This window comes from Bacteroides thetaiotaomicron VPI-5482, assembly GCF_000011065.1.
GTDB classification, from domain to species: domain Bacteria; phylum Bacteroidota; class Bacteroidia; order Bacteroidales; family Bacteroidaceae; genus Bacteroides; species Bacteroides thetaiotaomicron.
In genome coordinates this window covers 3,194,364-3,211,000 of the sequence record NC_004663.1, presented here as the reverse complement: position 1 = coordinate 3,211,000, position 16,637 = coordinate 3,194,364, and the positions used below count along the sequence as shown (strand labels likewise).

The 16,637-nt window shown below is 44.2% G+C and carries 14 protein-coding genes; 8 read left to right on the top strand and 6 right to left on the bottom strand.

Annotated elements, in window-relative coordinates:
* The first annotated feature begins 54 nt into the window (after window positions 1–54).
* Window positions 55–786 (top strand): potassium channel family protein, encoded by a 732-nt coding sequence (locus tag BT_RS13010; protein WP_011108359.1) that lies wholly within the window; start codon window positions 55–57, stop codon window positions 784–786.
* A gap of 269 nt (window positions 787–1,055) precedes the next feature.
* On the opposite strand, the gene glsA is transcribed toward BT_RS13010, so the two are convergent.
* Together glsA and BT_RS13000 are read right to left on the bottom strand one after the other, a co-directional pair.
* Window positions 1,056–2,021: a glutaminase A gene (gene glsA, locus BT_RS13005; protein WP_008765205.1), complete on the bottom strand. Its 966-nt coding sequence runs from the start codon at window positions 2,019–2,021 to the stop codon at window positions 1,056–1,058.
* 8 nt (window positions 2,022–2,029) lie between these two features.
* Complete coding sequence (locus BT_RS13000; protein ID WP_011108358.1) at window positions 2,030–3,475, bottom strand: glutamate decarboxylase; 1,446 nt, start codon at window positions 3,473–3,475, stop codon at window positions 2,030–2,032.
* Window positions 3,476–3,505: 30 nt separating this feature from the next.
* On the opposite strand from BT_RS13000, the gene BT_RS24915 reads away from it, so the two are divergent.
* Window positions 3,506–3,700 carry a hypothetical protein gene (locus BT_RS24915; protein WP_081013496.1) on the top strand — a complete coding sequence of 65 codons (195 nt, stop codon included), beginning with the start codon at window positions 3,506–3,508 and terminating at the stop codon, window positions 3,698–3,700.
* A gap of 34 nt (window positions 3,701–3,734) precedes the next feature.
* Here the strand turns inward: BT_RS24915 and BT_RS12990 are convergent, their stop codons facing one another.
* Window positions 3,735–4,238, bottom strand: a complete 504-nt coding sequence (locus BT_RS12990; protein WP_011108357.1) for an RNA polymerase sigma factor — start codon at window positions 4,236–4,238, stop codon at window positions 3,735–3,737.
* A gap of 253 nt (window positions 4,239–4,491) precedes the next feature.
* Here BT_RS12990 and BT_RS12985 point away from each other — a divergent pair, with 253 nt between their 5' ends.
* Together BT_RS12985 and BT_RS12980 are read left to right on the top strand one after the other, a co-directional pair.
* Window positions 4,492–5,724, top strand: coding sequence for an MFS transporter (locus BT_RS12985; RefSeq protein WP_011108356.1), 1,233 nt, complete (start codon window positions 4,492–4,494; stop codon window positions 5,722–5,724).
* A gap of 6 nt (window positions 5,725–5,730) precedes the next feature.
* The gene (locus tag BT_RS12980; protein WP_008765200.1) at window positions 5,731–6,651 is read left to right on the top strand and encodes a DMT family transporter; all 921 of its coding nucleotides are present in this window, start codon (window positions 5,731–5,733) and stop codon (window positions 6,649–6,651) included.
* 76 nt (window positions 6,652–6,727) lie between these two features.
* On the opposite strand, the gene BT_RS12975 is transcribed toward BT_RS12980, so the two are convergent.
* The 3 genes from BT_RS12975 to BT_RS12965 form a co-directional block, all read right to left on the bottom strand.
* Window positions 6,728–7,120, bottom strand: coding sequence for an HIT family protein (locus BT_RS12975; RefSeq protein ID WP_008763564.1), 393 nt, complete (start codon window positions 7,118–7,120; stop codon window positions 6,728–6,730).
* 52 nt (window positions 7,121–7,172) lie between these two features.
* Window positions 7,173–7,637 (bottom strand): transcription elongation factor GreA, encoded by a 465-nt coding sequence (gene greA, locus BT_RS12970; protein ID WP_008765198.1) that lies wholly within the window; start codon window positions 7,635–7,637, stop codon window positions 7,173–7,175.
* Window positions 7,638–7,817: 180 nt separating this feature from the next.
* Window positions 7,818–8,969 carry a TlpA disulfide reductase family protein gene (locus BT_RS12965; RefSeq protein ID WP_008763566.1) on the bottom strand — a complete coding sequence of 384 codons (1,152 nt, stop codon included), beginning with the start codon at window positions 8,967–8,969 and terminating at the stop codon, window positions 7,818–7,820.
* Window positions 8,970–9,164: 195 nt separating this feature from the next.
* Between BT_RS12965 and pnp the strand changes: the two genes are divergently transcribed.
* From pnp to BT_RS12945, 4 genes are all read left to right on the top strand, one after another.
* Complete coding sequence (gene pnp / locus BT_RS12960; protein ID WP_008765197.1) at window positions 9,165–11,291, top strand: polyribonucleotide nucleotidyltransferase; 2,127 nt, start codon at window positions 9,165–9,167, stop codon at window positions 11,289–11,291.
* A 142-nt stretch (window positions 11,292–11,433) separates the two neighbouring features.
* Window positions 11,434–11,994, top strand: a complete 561-nt coding sequence (locus tag BT_RS12955) for an RNA polymerase sigma-70 factor (protein ID WP_016269926.1) — start codon at window positions 11,434–11,436, stop codon at window positions 11,992–11,994.
* A gap of 105 nt (window positions 11,995–12,099) precedes the next feature.
* Complete coding sequence (locus tag BT_RS12950) at window positions 12,100–13,038, top strand: FecR family protein (RefSeq protein ID WP_008765195.1); 939 nt, start codon at window positions 12,100–12,102, stop codon at window positions 13,036–13,038.
* A gap of 209 nt (window positions 13,039–13,247) precedes the next feature.
* Window positions 13,248–16,619 carry a TonB-dependent receptor gene (locus BT_RS12945; protein WP_062695755.1) on the top strand — a complete coding sequence of 1,124 codons (3,372 nt, stop codon included), beginning with the start codon at window positions 13,248–13,250 and terminating at the stop codon, window positions 16,617–16,619.
* Window positions 16,620–16,637: the final 18 nt, after the last annotated feature.

Genomic DNA, 16,637 nt, shown 5'->3' with positions numbered 1-16,637 from the left:
GTTTCTAAGCATTATAAGTTACATAAGAATCATTTTATTATAAATTAAGTAGTTATGAAATCAGCGCTTTCCGATTTTATTCTGGGGAAAAAGGGGATTTATGGCATTCTCCACATTATTATATTGTTAATGTCCCTTTTTCTGGTTATTAGTATTTCGATCGATACGTTTAAGGGGATTCCTTTTTATACACAGTCCTCGTACATGAAGATCCAGTTGTGGATTTGCATCTGGTTCCTGTTCGATTTTGTACTGGAGTTTTTTCTGGCAAAGCATAAGTGGCGTTATATACGGACGCACTTTATCTTTTTGCTGGTGGCGATCCCTTATCAGAACATCATTGCGTATTACGGGTGGACCTTTTCTCCCGAAGTCACTTACCTGCTCCGGTTTATTCCTTTGCTGAGAGGGGGATACGCATTGGCCATCGTAGTGGGCTGGCTCACCTATAACCGGGCTTCCAGCCTGTTCGTCTCCTATCTGACGATGTTGCTGGCAACGGTCTATTTCGCCAGCCTTGCCTTCTTTGTCCTTGAACATAAAGTGAATCCGTTGGTCACGGATTATGGAGACGCTTTGTGGTGGGCATTTATGGATGTGACTACCGTCGGGTCGAATATAATCGCGATGACGACCACCGGAAGAGTACTCTCCGTACTGCTGGCAGCTTTGGGAATGATGATGTTCCCGATCTTTACAGTCTATATTACGAATCTGATTCAGCAGTCTAATCAAAAGAAAAAGCAGTATTATGCGGAAGAGGAAGAAAAGACGGCGTCTGCATAGGGGACATAATCCTTTTTTATAAGGTCAGACTCATATCCGTATCGATTTGTATTGGGATGATACACAGTGCGATATGAGTCTCTATATTCTCAACGTGTTCTCATACCTTTGAGAAATTTTTCTCAAAGGTATGAGAATATTAGTGTTCAAGTACATTGTTTTTTTGAATAGAGTACTTAAGGAAAATAGAAGTAAGATATTGATAGTAGAAAAGGTTACTATCCCTTTGAAGGATAGCAACCTTTTGTTTTTCTCATAGAGCGGATAAACTAGTCGACTACGATCAAGTGATTGTCACTGAATACATTCAGTCCCAGTTTATTCATGACATATTGGATAGCCAATTGTGCTTTTACCGAATTGCCTGCACCATCCAAAGGAGGAGCGAATGCGGCAATACCGAACTGCCCGGGCAATACGCCCATTACACCACCGCCTACACCGGTTTTAGCCGGAATGCCGGAGGTATACATCCAGTCTCCTGTATGCTCGTAGAAACCTACGGCAGCGATCATTGCAGTGATCTTGGGAGCGAGGCTGGCATCGAATACTTCTTTCTTTGTCACCGGATTCACACCACCGTTGGCGATTGTTCCGGCTGCCACAGAAAGCTGCAAGGCCGTTACTCCCAATGAGCATTGGCGGGTATACAGGTCCAGCGCCATATCCGGATCATCATAAATACGGTTGTAGTTCTTCAGCAACCACGCAATGGAGCGGTTGTTGAAGTTCGTATCCGATTCGGATTTGTACAATTCATCAATCAGCTGGGGAGCGCTGCCGCATAAATCGGTCACGTTCTCTACGATGGCATCCCACTTCTTGGCAGAGTCGCCGATAGGTTGTACCATACTGCAGGCGGAGATGGCACCGGCGTTTACCAACGGGGTAGACGGATGGTCATTTTCCAGCAGGATAGCAATGATTGAATTGAAAGGCAGGCCCGTTGCGTCAGCTCCGATCTTGTCTAATATTTCTTTGGCACCATATTGGCGCAGTGCAAGGATAGCCGTATGTACTTTGGATACGGATTCGATGCCGAAGCGGTAGTCAGTATCTCCCACATGGATGGTCTGCCCGTTGAGCAGGCAGACACTGATTCCAAAGAGATCTTTGTTGACATTGGCCAGATAAGGGATATAGTCGGCATTCTTACCGCCTGTATTCGTTTTCACCTGATCGTATGCCTCCTGTACCACTTCTTTCAATTGAGCGAGTGTTACTTTTTTGTCCATAGATCAATTTATTTTTTAACGGTTTTATGACGACGACCACCGTGATTGAACATCTTGGCTTCTACCGGAAGATTCTTTTCCTGAGCCATGCGGGTAGGAGTCGGGAAATCAAGTTTTTCCAGTTCGGCAATTGCGTTCTTGATATCACCCAGCAACATATCTGCCATGTCGCGGCTGAATCCCTGGCGGACAACCACACGCATTACTACATAATCTTCCAGCTTGGAAGGCAATGTATAAGCCGGAACCATCCAGCCGTGCTGAGACAGTTTGTCCTGCAGATCGTACAATGTCCACTTGGCACTCTTTGCATATTCCGGTTTCAGATACCAGATGAACAATGGGTTCACTACATTTTCGGAGTAGTTGACGAACGGAGCCATCTTGGCGATTTCACCGTGGATGTATTTGGCAATCTGCAAAGAATTATATTGTACTTCCTTGTAACCTTGGAATCCCAAACGGATGAATTGATAGTATTGTCCCAGAATCTGAGCGGCAGGACGAGAGAAGTTCAAGCCGACCTGAGTAATGTTGGCACCCAGATAGTTGACGCTGAATGACATTTCTTCGGGCAGGTATTCTTTGCCTTTCCAGCAAACCCAGCCAAGTCCCGGATATACCAGACCGAACTTATGACCAGATACACTGATAGAAAGTACCCATTTCAGACGGAAATCCCACTTCGTGTCCGGATAGAGGAACGGAAGAATGAAACCACCACTGGCGGCATCTACGTGGATAGGAATGTCATAACCGGTTTTGGCGTTGTAAGCGTCGAGAGCTTTGTCCAGTGCTTCAACGTCATCGTTCAGTCCTGTCCATGTAACACCTTGGATAGGTACAACACAGATCGTGTTTTCATCACACATCTTCAGCGCTTCTTCGGGGTCGAGAGTGGTCTTTTCAAGAGTCAAAGGCACTTCGCGCATTTCGATCTGCCACAGTTGCGCGAACTTTTCCCATACAACCTGGAAACCTGTTGAGATAACGAAGTTAGGTTTGTCAAACGGTTTACCTTGAGCTTGTCTTTTCTTACGCCAGCGCAACCATGCAGCTACACCGCCCAGCATACAAGCTTCGGAAGAACCGATTGCCAACGCACCGGTTTTCCATGTATCTTTTTCCGGAGAGTTCCACAAGTTGGCGACGATGTTGATACATTTGCCATTCATTACGGCGATACGAGGATATTCGGTTTCATCAATATAGTTGATGTTGATTGCCTCGTTCATCAGCTTGGTAGCGTAATCGTCCATATAAGTGGTTACGAAAGTAGCTAAGTTCAAGCGTGGCTGAGTCTGGGCAAAAGTTTCATCTTTAACCATTTGGTAAGCGACTTCAGGGGTGGTTGGACCATCAGGAATTCTTTCTACCGGAGAGGGTTGTAACATTCTGTCTGAACCGAATACGTCGGTTTTTGCATCACCTTTTCTGAAATTTAAATCTTCCATACTAATTTGTTTTTTTAAAGGTTTAGGGCGATGGGGATTTTCCCCGTCGAATTTCCCTCAACAACAGCAGATGGTTTTGAAAGTTTTCGGCTTTTACATTATTTGGCGTTTATTAAGGGGCGGCTTTGGGGCAGGCGTAAGGTGGGGGGAACGGAAATAAAAAAGGCAAGAAGGGGTTGTTTCCCTCTTGCCTTTGGCTATTCGCTGACAACTGGCAGCTTATAGTTATCTGATACCTATTGAATTGTGTTGTTAAGGTTTAGCGGAAGTCCTTCAGTTCTTCCTGCAGTTTTTGGCGGGTGAAGAATATGCGGCTCTTTATCGTACCTAACGGCAGGTTCAGCTTTTCTGCGATTTCGCGGTACTTGAAGCCGGAAACGTGCATGGCGAAAGGCACTCTGTATTCTTTGGGTAATGAGTTGACTACACGGTGCATCTCTTTCAGGTCATAGGCTTTTTCGGTACTTTCAAACCCTGTGTCCTGCGGTAAATTCAGGTGGTAAAGGTTGTCCGTCCGGTCAACGAATGTCTGGTCACGAACTACTTTGCGGTAGTTGTTGATAAAGATATTGCGCATGATGGTATACATCCATCCTTTAAAATTTGTGTCAGGCATATATTTATCTTCATTGTCTAATGCTTTTAATGATGTTTCCTGCAACAAATCGTTTGCTTCTTCGCGGTCGGTTGTCAGCTTATAAGCGAAACGGAGTAATTCGTCTTGTACTCCTACTAAATCTTTTCTGAAGCTTACACTTTTCATATACGTTGCTTTTTAAATTGTGAATATTCGTTGTTAAATTTCGATGATGCAAGTTTACGGGATTTTTTTAAGTACGGCGGGGGTGAAACTGACGGAATTTAGCCTAAAAACTGTTTGCGGATAGTTTTTAGGCCATAATCTGATAGTTTTTGGGTGTTTTTCACCCGTTTTTTGAATATTCACTGTTGCCTCATTTGAACTTTATAAGGTAATCATTGTTTTCATCAGACCTAAACTTTTAACGAACCGGTATATGAAAATACAAACTGGAAGGGGAACAATACCTCTTATCACTTTAATAGCTATTTGGTCTATCTCGGCATTGACCTCTTTGCCGGGGCTGGCTGTTTCGCCTATATTGGGCGACCTTACCAAAATCTTTCCGAAAGCGACCGACCTGGATATTCAGATGTTGACTTCGCTGCCATCGTTGCTGATTATCCCTTTTATCCTTTTGGGTGGTAAGCTCACGGAAAAGGTTGATTTTGTCCGTATCCTGAAAATCGGACTCTGGCTCTTTGCAGCAAGCGGTATCTTGTATCTGATCTCCAACAAAATGTGGCAATTAATCGTCGTGAGTGCCCTGCTGGGCATCGGCTCCGGACTGATTATTCCGCTGTCCACGGGATTAATCTCAAAATACTTTGTGGGTACTTACCGGGTGAAACAATTCGGATTGAGTTCTGCCATTACCAATTTTACATTGGTGATAGCTACTGCCGTGACCGGATATCTGGCGGAAGTCAGCTGGCATTTGCCGTTTTTGGTCTATCTGCTCCCTTTGATTTCTATTCTGCTGGTCGGTCACTTAAAAGAGAGCCGGTCTGACGCCGCCGTCGAACCTTCTTCTCAAAGTACCGCGCCATCCGGACAAACGGCTGCCGCAGATACCGGAGGAAGTAAATATGGAATCCATATCAGGCATCTGCTTCAGATCATGCTTTTCTACGGAGTGACGACTTTTATTGTGCTGGCAGTCATATTCAACCTTTCTTTCCTGATGGAGAAACACCATTTCTCCAGTGGCAATTCGGGACTGATGATCTCGCTTTTCTTTTTAGCGATTATGGCTCCGGGTTTCTGTCTGGACAAGATAGTGGATGAACTGAAAGAGCGTACCAAAGCATACAGCCTCCTGTCTATGGCTGTGGGGCTGGCGCTGATCTGGATTGCCCCGATCGAATGGCTGATTATTCCGGGATGTATCCTGGTCGGTTTGGGATATGGCATTATTCAGCCTATGCTGTATGATAAAACGACACATACGGCACTGCCTCAAAAGGCGACAATGGCATTGGCTTTTGTAATGATGATGAATTATCTCGCCATCTTGCTTTATCCTTTTATTATAGATTTTCTCCAAAATCTGTTTCATACCCAGTCGCAAGAGTTTCCTTTTGTCTTCAACTTGTTGATAACTATTGTCACATTCTTTTGGGCTTACCTGCGCCGCGATACCTTTTTGTTTAACGATCAACTGAAATAAAAAAAGATGAAGAATAAGAAACTGGAAGCCAATCTGAGTATGGCTGTATCAAAAATATTCAGCGGTTTGAATATGAATGCCCTGAAGTATCTGCTTCCCCTATGGATGAGCCCGTTGACAGGTGCGACACTTCGTTGCACCTTTGCCGCCGCTGCATTTTGGGTGATCGGATGGTTCATGCCGCCGGAAAAGTCATCCGCCAAAGACAAATGGCTGCTTTTCCTGTTAGGGGCATTCGGACTGTACGGCTTTATGTTTCTTTATCTGGCGGGATTGAGTAAAACGACTCCTGTATCCAGTTCCATATTTACCAGTCTGCAGCCTATCTGGGTGTTTCTGATTATGATTTTCTTTTATAAGGAGAAGGCGACATGGAAGAAAATTCTTGGAATCTCAATCGGACTGGTCGGTGCACTGGTCTGCATCCTGACCCAACAGAGCGATGATTTGGCCTCCGATGCTTTCGTGGGGAATATGCTTTGCCTGATCAGTTCCATCGTTTATGCTGTCTATCTGATTCTGAGTCAGCGTATCCTTTCATCTATCGGGGCGATGACTATGTTGAGATATACATTCTCCGGTGCGGCGGTTTCTGCTATTATTGTGACATTTATTACAGGATTCGATGCGCCGGTGTTCTCTATGCCGTTCCATTGGACACCTTTCCTGATATTGATGTTTGTACTCATATTTCCGACAACGATCAGCTATATGTTGCTTCCGGTCGGTCTGAAGTATCTGAAAACAACAGTCGTCGCGATCTACGGTTATCTGATTCTGATTGTTGCGACCATTGCTTCTCTGGCTCTCGGACAGGACCGTTTTAGCTGGACGCAGACGTGTGCCATCATTTTTATTTGTATCGGCGTTTATCTGGTTGAGGTAGCCGAAAGCAAAGACAAGTCGCCGGACCCCTTGAAGAAATAATCATATATAATGTATGATATGAAAAAAAGCGGGCGCCCTTCTCAGGGTGCCCGCTCGCTTATGTCGTCATCATGTTTTATAGAGAGGAGCTGATTGCTTGCGCAATGGATTTAAATTCTTCATCCGATAATTTCAGTTTCGGATTGGAGAACAACATATCCGATTCCTTCTGAATAGGAATTAAGTGGATATGGGCATGCGGTACTTCCAGGCCGATAACCGCTTCGCCTACCTTTTTACAAGGGAAGGCTTTTTCGATGGCACGGGCTATCTTCTTTGCGAATACGTGCATTGCTGCGAGGTCTTCGTCACTTAAATCGAAGATGTAGTCTACTTCCTGTTTGGGGACTACCAGCGTATGTCCCTTTACCAATGGATTGATATCAAGAAAAGCAAAAAAACGATCGTTTTCCGCTATCTTGTAGCAAGGAATTTCGCCTGCGATGATTCTACTGAATATTGTTGCCATAATCTTTGATAGATAAAAGAAGGCAAGCCTCACACGGAGACCTGCCTTTCTGTTAAATTGATATGTTTACTACTTCTAATGCAATTTTACCCTGCGGTACGGTAATTTCTGCAATATCACCTACTTTCTTGCCAAGCAGACCTTGTGCAATCGGGGTGTTTACGGAAATCTTGCCTTCTTTCAGGTTAGCTTCGCTTTCGGAAACGATGGTATAAGTCATCTTCATGCCATTTTTGACGTTCTTCAGCTCCACTTTGTTCAGAATCTGTACAGAGTCTGTCTTTAGTTTGGACTCGTCGATGATCTTGGCATCTGCAATGACCGTTTTCAATTTGTTGATGCGCATTTCAAGCATCCCCTGTGCTTCTTTGGCTGCATCATATTCTGCATTTTCCGACAAGTCGCCTTTATCCCTTGCTTCGGCTATAGCCGCAGAGATTTTGGGGCGTTCCACTGTTTCCAGTTCCTTTAATTCTGCCATTAACTTTTTGTAACCTTCTTCTGACATATAAGCCATGATGTTTTTCCTCCTTTTATTTAAAATGGTCATATAAACAAAAAAGAATTCCAACATGGCACATGTTGGAACCCTCTCTTCAATTATTTCTCTGCAAAGATAGACTTTTAAGTGATATCTGTCAAGTGAAAAATGATGCTATGTAACATATTTAAATGAAATATGCTAAATTATAACAACTTAGAGTAATGACTTGACGGATGCTTCGAGGTCTTTGATGTCTTCGCCGCGGAGCTTCAGTTCGTTGTTCCGGTTGATCAGGAAGATGGATGGAACCTGGCGAACATTATATACAGCTACGTTGGTCGAGTAGACACCGTTGCCGTCACGTACGCAAACCCAGGGCAGGTTGCCTGCTGCGGTTTTCCAGTAGTGCTCGTCTGCGTCGAGAGATACCTGATAGATTTCCAGCCCATCCTTTGCGTATTTATTATATAGTTCGCGAAGCATCATATTGTGAGGCGCTCCTGCCGGTGACTGGAATACGGAGAAATCCAGCAGCACTACTTTCCCTTTCAGGTCGGTCAGTTTGCGGGTATTTCCTTTCACGTCACGCAGGGCGATGTCGATAATACCGGTCTCGATGATCTTGTCCTGTGGAATTTCCAGAGACTTGCTCTGTGGCTGACGGGTATTTTTCATCCCTTTGATTACGATATTATATAGATTTTTTGAACGTACAGCATCCGGATATGTATTGTTGAGGCTGGTAGCGACAGCTGCAAAACATTTTACATCGTCCTTGTTGTTCAGCGGATCGAAGATCAGATAGTCATTCAGCTTTTGGAACAGGGCGAAGTAAGCGGCTGCCGTGTTGGGAGCTGCGAATATATAATTCACTTTGACGTCCTCCTTATAGTTCTTCAGCAGTGTTGCGAGGTTCTCTTCAAACGTATCGTGTCCCAGTTTGTTGGCACGCAGCGCATTCAGTTGCTCGTCCACATTCTTTTGAAGATTGATTTGTTTCAGCGTCAGTTCCTTTATCTTACTGCTGTTTTCAGATCCTTCTACCGTGTAGGCGGTAGAGAAATCAACGTATGGAGCGTTGATCTGTAGCGTTTCGATAGAATCCACAGAAAAGTTGATGACTTTGTTGTCTACCCGCAAGCGATAAAACTCGGGTGATTCGGGGCGGGGTTGTTTAAACTTGAATGTACCTTCTCCTTTCAATTTAACCGAATCAAGCGGAACAATACCTTCCAGACCGGAAGCTTCGAGATAAAGCATTTTCCCGTCGGCCCCTGATATGTCTCCGTTCACTTCAAACTCAGGACCGGAACTACAAGCTGTAATGGTAAGTGCGGCAAGCGCTACAAAAGTTATCTTTTTCATATCTCGTGTGTTTTTTAAGAGTTGCAAATATACGTCTTTTCAAGATTACTCAAAGCTTTTTGCCTGCTTCTTCACCTCTATTTTGCAAAAAAAACATATAGCGTCTAACTTTTTAGCTCATTTCCACCTGATTACAACGAGAAATGTATATCTTTGCAGGAATTTTGAAAGAAAAGTATAGATAAAACAATTTTTATGATTAACCCAATTGTTAAGACGATCGAGTTACCTGATGGAAGAACCATCACACTCGAGACGGGAAAGTTGGCAAAACAGGCAGACGGTTCTGTAATGCTACGCATGGGAAACACCATGTTATTAGCTACTGTTTGTGCCGCTAAAGATGCAGTTCCCGGAACAGATTTCATGCCTTTGCAGGTAGAGTATAAAGAAAAATTTGCGGCATTCGGCCGTTTTCCTGGTGGCTTCACCAAGAGAGAAGGTAGAGCTTCCGATTATGAGATTTTGACTTGTCGTCTCGTTGACCGCGCTCTCCGCCCACTATTCCCTGATAATTATCACGCAGAAGTATATGTAAATATCATCCTTTTCTCTGCTGACGGTGTAGATATGCCGGATGCACTGGCCGGATTGGCAGCTTCTGCAGCACTCGCTGTTTCAGATATTCCTTTCAACGGACCGATCTCGGAAGTACGTGTAGCACGTATCGACGGTCAGTTTGTAATCAATCCTACTTTTGACCAACTGGAAAAAGCTGATATGGACCTGATGGTTGCCGCTACTTATGATAACATCATGATGGTAGAAGGCGAAATGCACGAAGTATCTGAAGCTGAACTGCTGGAAGCAATGAAGGTAGCTCACGAAGCTATCAAAGTGCATTGCAAGGCTCAGATGGAGCTGACTGAAGAAGTAGGCAAGACAGTGAAACGTGAATATAACCATGAAGTAAACGATGAAGAATTGCGTAAGGCAGTTCGTGAGGCTTGTTATGACAAGGCTTATGCAGTAGCTGCTTCCGGAAATAACAACAAGCACGAACGTTTCGATGCTTTTGATGCTATCCGCGAAGAGTTCAAGGCTCAGTTCTCTGAAGAAGAACTTGAAGAAAAAGCTCCGCTGATCGACCGTTACTATCATGATGTAGAAAAAGAAGCGATGCGTCGTTCAATTCTTGACGAAGGCAAGCGCCTGGATGGTCGTAAGACTACTGAAATCCGCCCGATCTGGTGTGAGGTTGGTCCTCTGCCCGGTCCTCACGGATCTGCTATTTTCACTCGTGGTGAAACTCAGTCTCTGACTTCTGTCACTTTGGGTACGAAGCTCGACGAAAAGATTATCGACAATGTATTGGAACACGGAAAAGAACGTTTCCTGCTGCACTATAACTTCCCTCCTTTCTCTACAGGCGAAGCAAAAGCTCAACGTGGTGTAGGCCGTCGTGAAATCGGTCACGGTCACTTGGCTTGGCGTGCCTTGAAAGGACAGATTCCTGCTGACTATCCATACGTAGTACGTGTTGTTTCGGAAATCCTCGAATCTAACGGTTCTTCTTCTATGGCTACCGTATGTGCTGGAACATTGGCATTGATGGATGCCGGTGTGAAGATCAAGAAGCCGGTATCGGGTATTGCTATGGGACTGATCAAGAATCCGGGCGAAGAAAAATATGCTGTATTGTCTGACATCCTCGGTGACGAAGACCACCTCGGAGATATGGACTTCAAGGTAACCGGAACAAGAGACGGTATCACTGCTACTCAGATGGATATCAAGGTAGACGGTCTGTCTTACGAAATTCTGGAACGTGCTTTGAACCAGGCTAAAGAAGGACGTATGCACATCCTCGACAAGATCACCGAGACAATCGCTGAACCGCGTGCTGACCTGAAAGACCATGCTCCTCGCATTGAAACAATGACTATTCCTAAAGAATTTATCGGAGCTGTAATCGGCCCTGGTGGAAAAATCATTCAAGGTATGCAGGAAGAGACCGGTGCTGTTATCACTATCGAAGAAACAGACGGTATGGGACGCATCGAAGTTTCCGGAACCAACAAGAAATGTATTGATGATGCAATGCGCATGATCAAAGCAATCGTTGCTGTTCCTGAAGTAGGCGAAGTATATAAAGGTAAAGTTCGCTCTATCATGCCTTACGGTGCATTCATTGAATTCCTGCCGGGTAAAGACGGTTTGCTGCACATTTCCGAGATCGACTGGAAACGTCTGGAAACAGTGGAAGAAGCCGGAATCAAGGAAGGTGATGAGATCGAAGTGAAACTGATCGACATCGATCCGAAGACAGGAAAATTCAAACTTTCAAGAAAAGTATTGATGCCAAGACCGGAAAAGAAGTAAAAAAGCAGATAGCTTTTAGATAATGTGATAGCCCGATTACTCAGTATTCGGGCTATTTTTTTTGTCTATTATTTTGCTTTTCTGCGAAAATATGTGTTCTTTTGTACGAACTAATGAAAATAGCCTGTAAATCTTATGCGTGATGCACCAAACGAACAACATATCTTCTATTCAACTTTTTTCTGAATTCTTTCATGAGAATCAAGAGAAGTTTTTGTCGTTTGCCTATTCTTATATAAGAGACAGGCAGGAGGCGGAAGATATATTGATGGAGTCAATGATTACTCTGTGGGAAAACAGGGATAAGTGGGAAGAAGATTCCAATCTGCACGGTCTGCTGCTGACTATCATCAAAAACAAAGCGCTCAACTATCTGGCACATCTGCAGGTGCGTCTTCGGGCCGAAGAAGAGATAAATAGCCATAGCCAGCGGGAACTGGACCTGAGAATCTCTACACTGGAAGCCTGCGAACCGGATGCGATCTTTGATTCGGAAATACAGCATATCGTACAGAAAGCATTGAAACGTATGCCGAACCAAAGCCGGCAGATTTTTATATTGAGCCGTTATCAAAATACTCCGAACAAAAAGATAGCGGAACAACTCGGCATTTCCGTCAAAAGTGTGGAGTTCCACATCACCAAAGCATTGAAAATTCTGCGTACCGAACTGAAAGATTACCTGGTTTCTATTCTTTTTTAAAAATAATCGCATTTTTCGTTAGGGTTGTTCAAGGCTGACCTGTTTTATATATAGAAGGGAGAGAAAAAGCCTTTCTATAAATATAAATAGGAAAAGCCAATATCTATGAACCAGGATTTACTACATAAATATTTTAAGGGCGAGACTTCTGTCGACGAAGAAAAACGCATTCTTAACTGGGTGGACGAATCGGAAGAAAACCGGAAGACATTGCAGAAAGAACGTATGCTGTTTGACATCGCCCTTTTTACTGACTCTAAGAGAAAAATGAGAGAGAAAGCAGGCGCGGGCGCTCGCATCATTCCCATGTTAAGGTGGAGTGCCCGTATAGCTGCTGCTGTAATTGTAGCTGTCAGTTGTGGATTTCTGATTAATGAATATCAGTATGATAAATTGGCACAGTTGCAGACGGTCACTGTTCCTGCCGGTCAACGGGCACAGATTACGCTGGCGGACGGAACCAAAGTCTGGCTGAATTCTGAATCGACGCTGAGCTACAGATCTGACTTCGGGCGCCGCGACAGAGATGTGGAACTGGACGGAGAGGCTTATTTCGAAGTAGCGAAGAATAAGGAGATACCTTTCTACGTAAATACGGAGACCAATCAGGTCAGAGTGGTAGGCACTCATTTCAACGTCTGCGCTTATAAAGGAAGCAATGAATTTGAGACTACCTTGGTAGAGGGCATCGTTGATATTTACGCTTATGACAATGAACGTCCGCTGACCCGCCTGACTAAGAATGAATTCTTCGGTTCCTATCAGGGGAAATATAAAAAAGCCGTTCTGCCTTCTTATGATTATCTGCGCTGGCGGGAAGGTCTGTATTGCTTCGACGATTCTCCTTTCAGTTGCATCCTCACCAAGCTGGAGAAATATTATAATGTGAAGATCACCGTAGAGAATCCGAAAGTGCTGAATTATCGCTGTACGGGCAAGTTCAAGGAACAGGACGGCGTTGAACACATTCTCAAGGTTATCCAGAAAGATCACCCGTTTACTTATTCGATCAGTGAAGAAGGAGACAGCATCCGGATAGAATAAAGCCAGAATAAAAATTAAGATGAATAACTGAGCTCAATGATATACACCTTAAATTAGTACTAACCCTTTAAAAGCATAATGATTATGAATAACAGTCAATAAGTATACCCCTTACCGAAAAAGAATCGGAAAGTACCCCCATACTTCCCGATTCGAAACAGTCAAAAATCGACCTTAATCAATTTATTAACTTAACACGTTGCAAAGATATGAGAAAAATTTCTTTGAAAGGGCTTTTTTGCCCAAAAAGTTTAGAATCTAAGCAAATAATACTGACTATGAAGATCACATTATTCCTTCTTCTGTTCGTAACATTCCAGGCTTATTGTGAGAATGGATACTCTCAGAGTGCTAAAATAAGCATTCCGCGTTCGACTCTGAAAGTAAGCGAATTGCTTACCCAGATTGAGTCTCAGACCGACTATTTGTTTGTCTACAATAAAAAAAGTGTCGATACCAAGCGGGTAGTTAATGTAGATGCTACCAATCAGCCGGTATCCGAAATACTCGATAAGGCTTTTGAAGGAACAGGTATCCATTATGTGGTGGAAGGCAATAATATCGTGCTGACCAAGAACATAACGGAACATGCATCCACACAGCAACAGAAACAAATTACGGTGAAAGGTGTCGTGACCGACATGAGAGGCGAGCCTATCATTGGCGCCAGTGTCGTGGAAAAAGGTACGACGAATGGTACAATCACCGATTTGGACGGTAACTTTACTTTGAAAGTGCCAAGCGACGCTATCATTAATATCACCTATGTAGGTTACCAACCGCAGAGCCTCTCTGTCAGCGGACAAACCACTTTCAAGATCAAGATGGAAGAAGAGTCGATGGCACTGGAGCAGGTAGTGGTAACTGCTATGGGTATCAAGAAAAAAGCCGCCTCGCTGACTTATTCTACCCAACAGCTCGGAGGCGACGAACTGACCCGTGCCAAAGACCCCAACATGATTGCCGCCCTTGCCGGAAAATCGGCAGGTGTGCAGATCAGCAAGAGTGCTTCCGGTCTGGGAGGTTCGGCCAAAGTATCTATCCGTGGTATCCGTTCGGCCAACGAAGACGGAAATAACCAGCCGTTGTATGTGATTGACGGTGTGCCTATGCTCAATAGCACCACAGAATCCGTATCTACTGTTATGGGTGGTAAGAATGACGGTGTCAACCGTGATGCAGGTGACGGTATCTCCAATCTGAATCCGGATGATATTGAAAGTATGAGTATTCTGAAAGGTGCCTCTGCTGCTGCATTGTACGGTTCGCAGGCAGCCAACGGTGTGATTCTTATTACGACTAAGAAAGGTAAAGCAGGAATCCAGAGAATTACTTACTCATCCGGTCTGACAGTTGATCATGCGATCAGTTTGCCGGAATTTCAAAATAGTTATGGAGCGAAAGCCGGTTCAAGCTGGGGAGAAAAGGAAAATGTGAAGGACTATGATAATGCCGGAAACTGGTTCAACAATGGAGTGACCGCTATCAACTCGGTTTCTGTGATGACCGGTAATGAGAAACTGCAGACTTACTTCTCTTATGCCAACACGACCGCCAAAGGTATTGTCGACTCCAACAAATTGCGTAAGCACAATCTGACTTTGCGTGAGAGTGCTTCTCTTTTCAATGACCGTCTGAAACTGGACGCCAATGCTAACCTGATGGTGCAGACTATTAAAAACTCTCCTACTTCCGGAGGTATCTATCTCAATCCGTTGGTGGACGTTTATGGTTTCCCGCGCGGACAGGACCTGAGCGAATATGCCACTAATTTCGAAAAGTTCGACGAGAATCGTAATATGCCCGTACAGAGCTGGTTTACCACTCCGAGCGAATGGACACAAAACCCATATTGGGTAAAGAACCGTATCTTGAACAACAATAAGCGCTACCGTGCATTGGCCTCCCTGACTGCTAATCTGAAAGCAACCGACTGGCTCAACCTGCAAGCTCGTGGAAATGTGGATTACGTCAGCGATAAGTTTGACCAGAAAATGTATGCGAGCACTTCTCCTGCCATTGTAGGAAATAACGGCCGCTATGTATATGCCGACACACAGAACTTCCTGATTTATGGTGACGTGATGGCTATGTTCAACAAGCATTTCGGTGATTTCTCCGTGAATGCCGCTTTGGGTGGTAGTATTAATGTGCAGACCGAGAATTCATTGACATTGGATTCCAAGACAGCTTCTTTGTACAAACCCAACTTATTCACTGTTCCCAATATTGTAATGAACACCAGTGCTTCTGCCGAGCAGGTGATTGACCGCAGACGTACAATTCAATCCGTATTCGCAACAGCACAGGTAGGATGGAAAGACGCATTGTTCCTCGACTTGACAGCACGTAATGACTGGTCGTCCACGTTGTCACATACCAATAGTGTGGACAAAGGATTCTTCTATCCTTCTGTAGGACTCTCCTGGGTGATCAACGAAAGCTTTAAATTACCGCAATGGATTTCTTTCGGAAAGATTCGCGGATCATGGGCGCAGGTAGGTAACGACTTACCGATTGGTATTACCGATTTGTCCGATATCATCGGGGCCGGAGGAAAGTTGCAGGCAGTAGACGTATATAACAGAGGTGACCTGAAACCGGAAATCAGTAACTCTATTGAATTTGGTCTGGAATGGAGACTGTTCAACAGCCGTGTTGATTTTGATTTTACTTACTACAAGACAGATACTAAGAATCAGTTGCTGAAAGTTCCGACCAGTGCAGGTGAAGATTATGCATACCGTTATATCAATGCAGGTAAGATTCGCAACAAAGGATTTGAAATCACATTGGGAGCTACTCCGGTGCTGACCGAAGATTTCCGTTGGAAAACGACTTTCAATTATTCACAAAACCGTAATAAGGTAGTCGAACTGGCTCCGAATTATACTTCCTTCGTATATGGTGACCCGGGTTTCTCTATGGCATATATGATGCAGATTAAAGAAGGCGGCTCTTTGGGAGACATCTATGGAAATACGTTCGCACGTGACGAACAAGGTAAGATTAAGGTATCCGATGAAGGCAAACCTATTTCAGAGTCAGGTAATAAAACATATCTGGGAAATTGTAATCCGGACTTTCTGTTGAGTTGGGCTAATACCTTCACTTATAAGGGTTTCTCTCTGTATTTCCTGATCGATATGCGCAAAGGCGGTGATGTCATGTCTCTGACACAAGCTACATTGGACGGCAGAGGGGTAACGAAGGCTACGGCTGAAGCACGTGACAGAGGTTATGTGGAAGTTGACGGAACAAGATTTGAGAATGTAGAAGGTTTCTATTCAGTAGTAGGTGACCGTAACGGTATCTCCGAGCGTTATATGTACAGTGCGACCAATATTCGTTTACGCGAATTATCTCTGAGCTATTCGTTCCCGTCTACTTTGCTGGCCAAGACTAAGGTATTCACCGGTATTGATGTATCATTGGTGGGACGTAACCTGTTCTTCTTCTACAAAGATGCTCCTTTCGATCCGGATGCTATCTTGTCTGTAGGTAACACTAATCAGGGAGTTGATGTATTCGGTATGCCGACAACCCGTAACATTGGTTTCAACGTTAAATTTACATTCTAACTTTAAAGCAAGCGAATT

Excerpts from the sequence above, each read along its gene's own strand:
- BT_RS13010 (WP_011108359.1), top strand. The coding sequence starts at position 55 with ATGAAATCAGCGCTTTCCGATTTTATTCTGGGGAAAAAGGGGATTTAT.
- glsA (WP_008765205.1), bottom strand. The coding sequence starts at position 2,021 with ATGGACAAAAAAGTAACACTCGCTCAATTGAAAGAAGTGGTACAGGAG.
- BT_RS13000 (WP_011108358.1), bottom strand. The coding sequence starts at position 3,475 with ATGGAAGATTTAAATTTCAGAAAAGGTGATGCAAAAACCGACGTATTC.
- BT_RS24915 (WP_081013496.1), top strand. The coding sequence starts at position 3,506 with ATGGGGATTTTCCCCGTCGAATTTCCCTCAACAACAGCAGATGGTTTT.
- BT_RS12990 (WP_011108357.1), bottom strand. The coding sequence starts at position 4,238 with ATGAAAAGTGTAAGCTTCAGAAAAGATTTAGTAGGAGTACAAGACGAA.
- BT_RS12985 (WP_011108356.1), top strand. The coding sequence starts at position 4,492 with ATGAAAATACAAACTGGAAGGGGAACAATACCTCTTATCACTTTAATA.
- BT_RS12980 (WP_008765200.1), top strand. The coding sequence starts at position 5,731 with ATGAAGAATAAGAAACTGGAAGCCAATCTGAGTATGGCTGTATCAAAA.
- BT_RS12975 (WP_008763564.1), bottom strand. The coding sequence starts at position 7,120 with ATGGCAACAATATTCAGTAGAATCATCGCAGGCGAAATTCCTTGCTAC.
- greA (WP_008765198.1), bottom strand. The coding sequence starts at position 7,637 with ATGGCTTATATGTCAGAAGAAGGTTACAAAAAGTTAATGGCAGAATTA.
- BT_RS12965 (WP_008763566.1), bottom strand. The coding sequence starts at position 8,969 with ATGAAAAAGATAACTTTTGTAGCGCTTGCCGCACTTACCATTACAGCT.
- pnp (WP_008765197.1), top strand. The coding sequence starts at position 9,165 with ATGATTAACCCAATTGTTAAGACGATCGAGTTACCTGATGGAAGAACC.
- BT_RS12955 (WP_016269926.1), top strand. The coding sequence starts at position 11,434 with ATGCACCAAACGAACAACATATCTTCTATTCAACTTTTTTCTGAATTC.
- BT_RS12950 (WP_008765195.1), top strand. The coding sequence starts at position 12,100 with ATGAACCAGGATTTACTACATAAATATTTTAAGGGCGAGACTTCTGTC.
- BT_RS12945 (WP_062695755.1), top strand. The coding sequence starts at position 13,248 with ATGAGAAAAATTTCTTTGAAAGGGCTTTTTTGCCCAAAAAGTTTAGAA.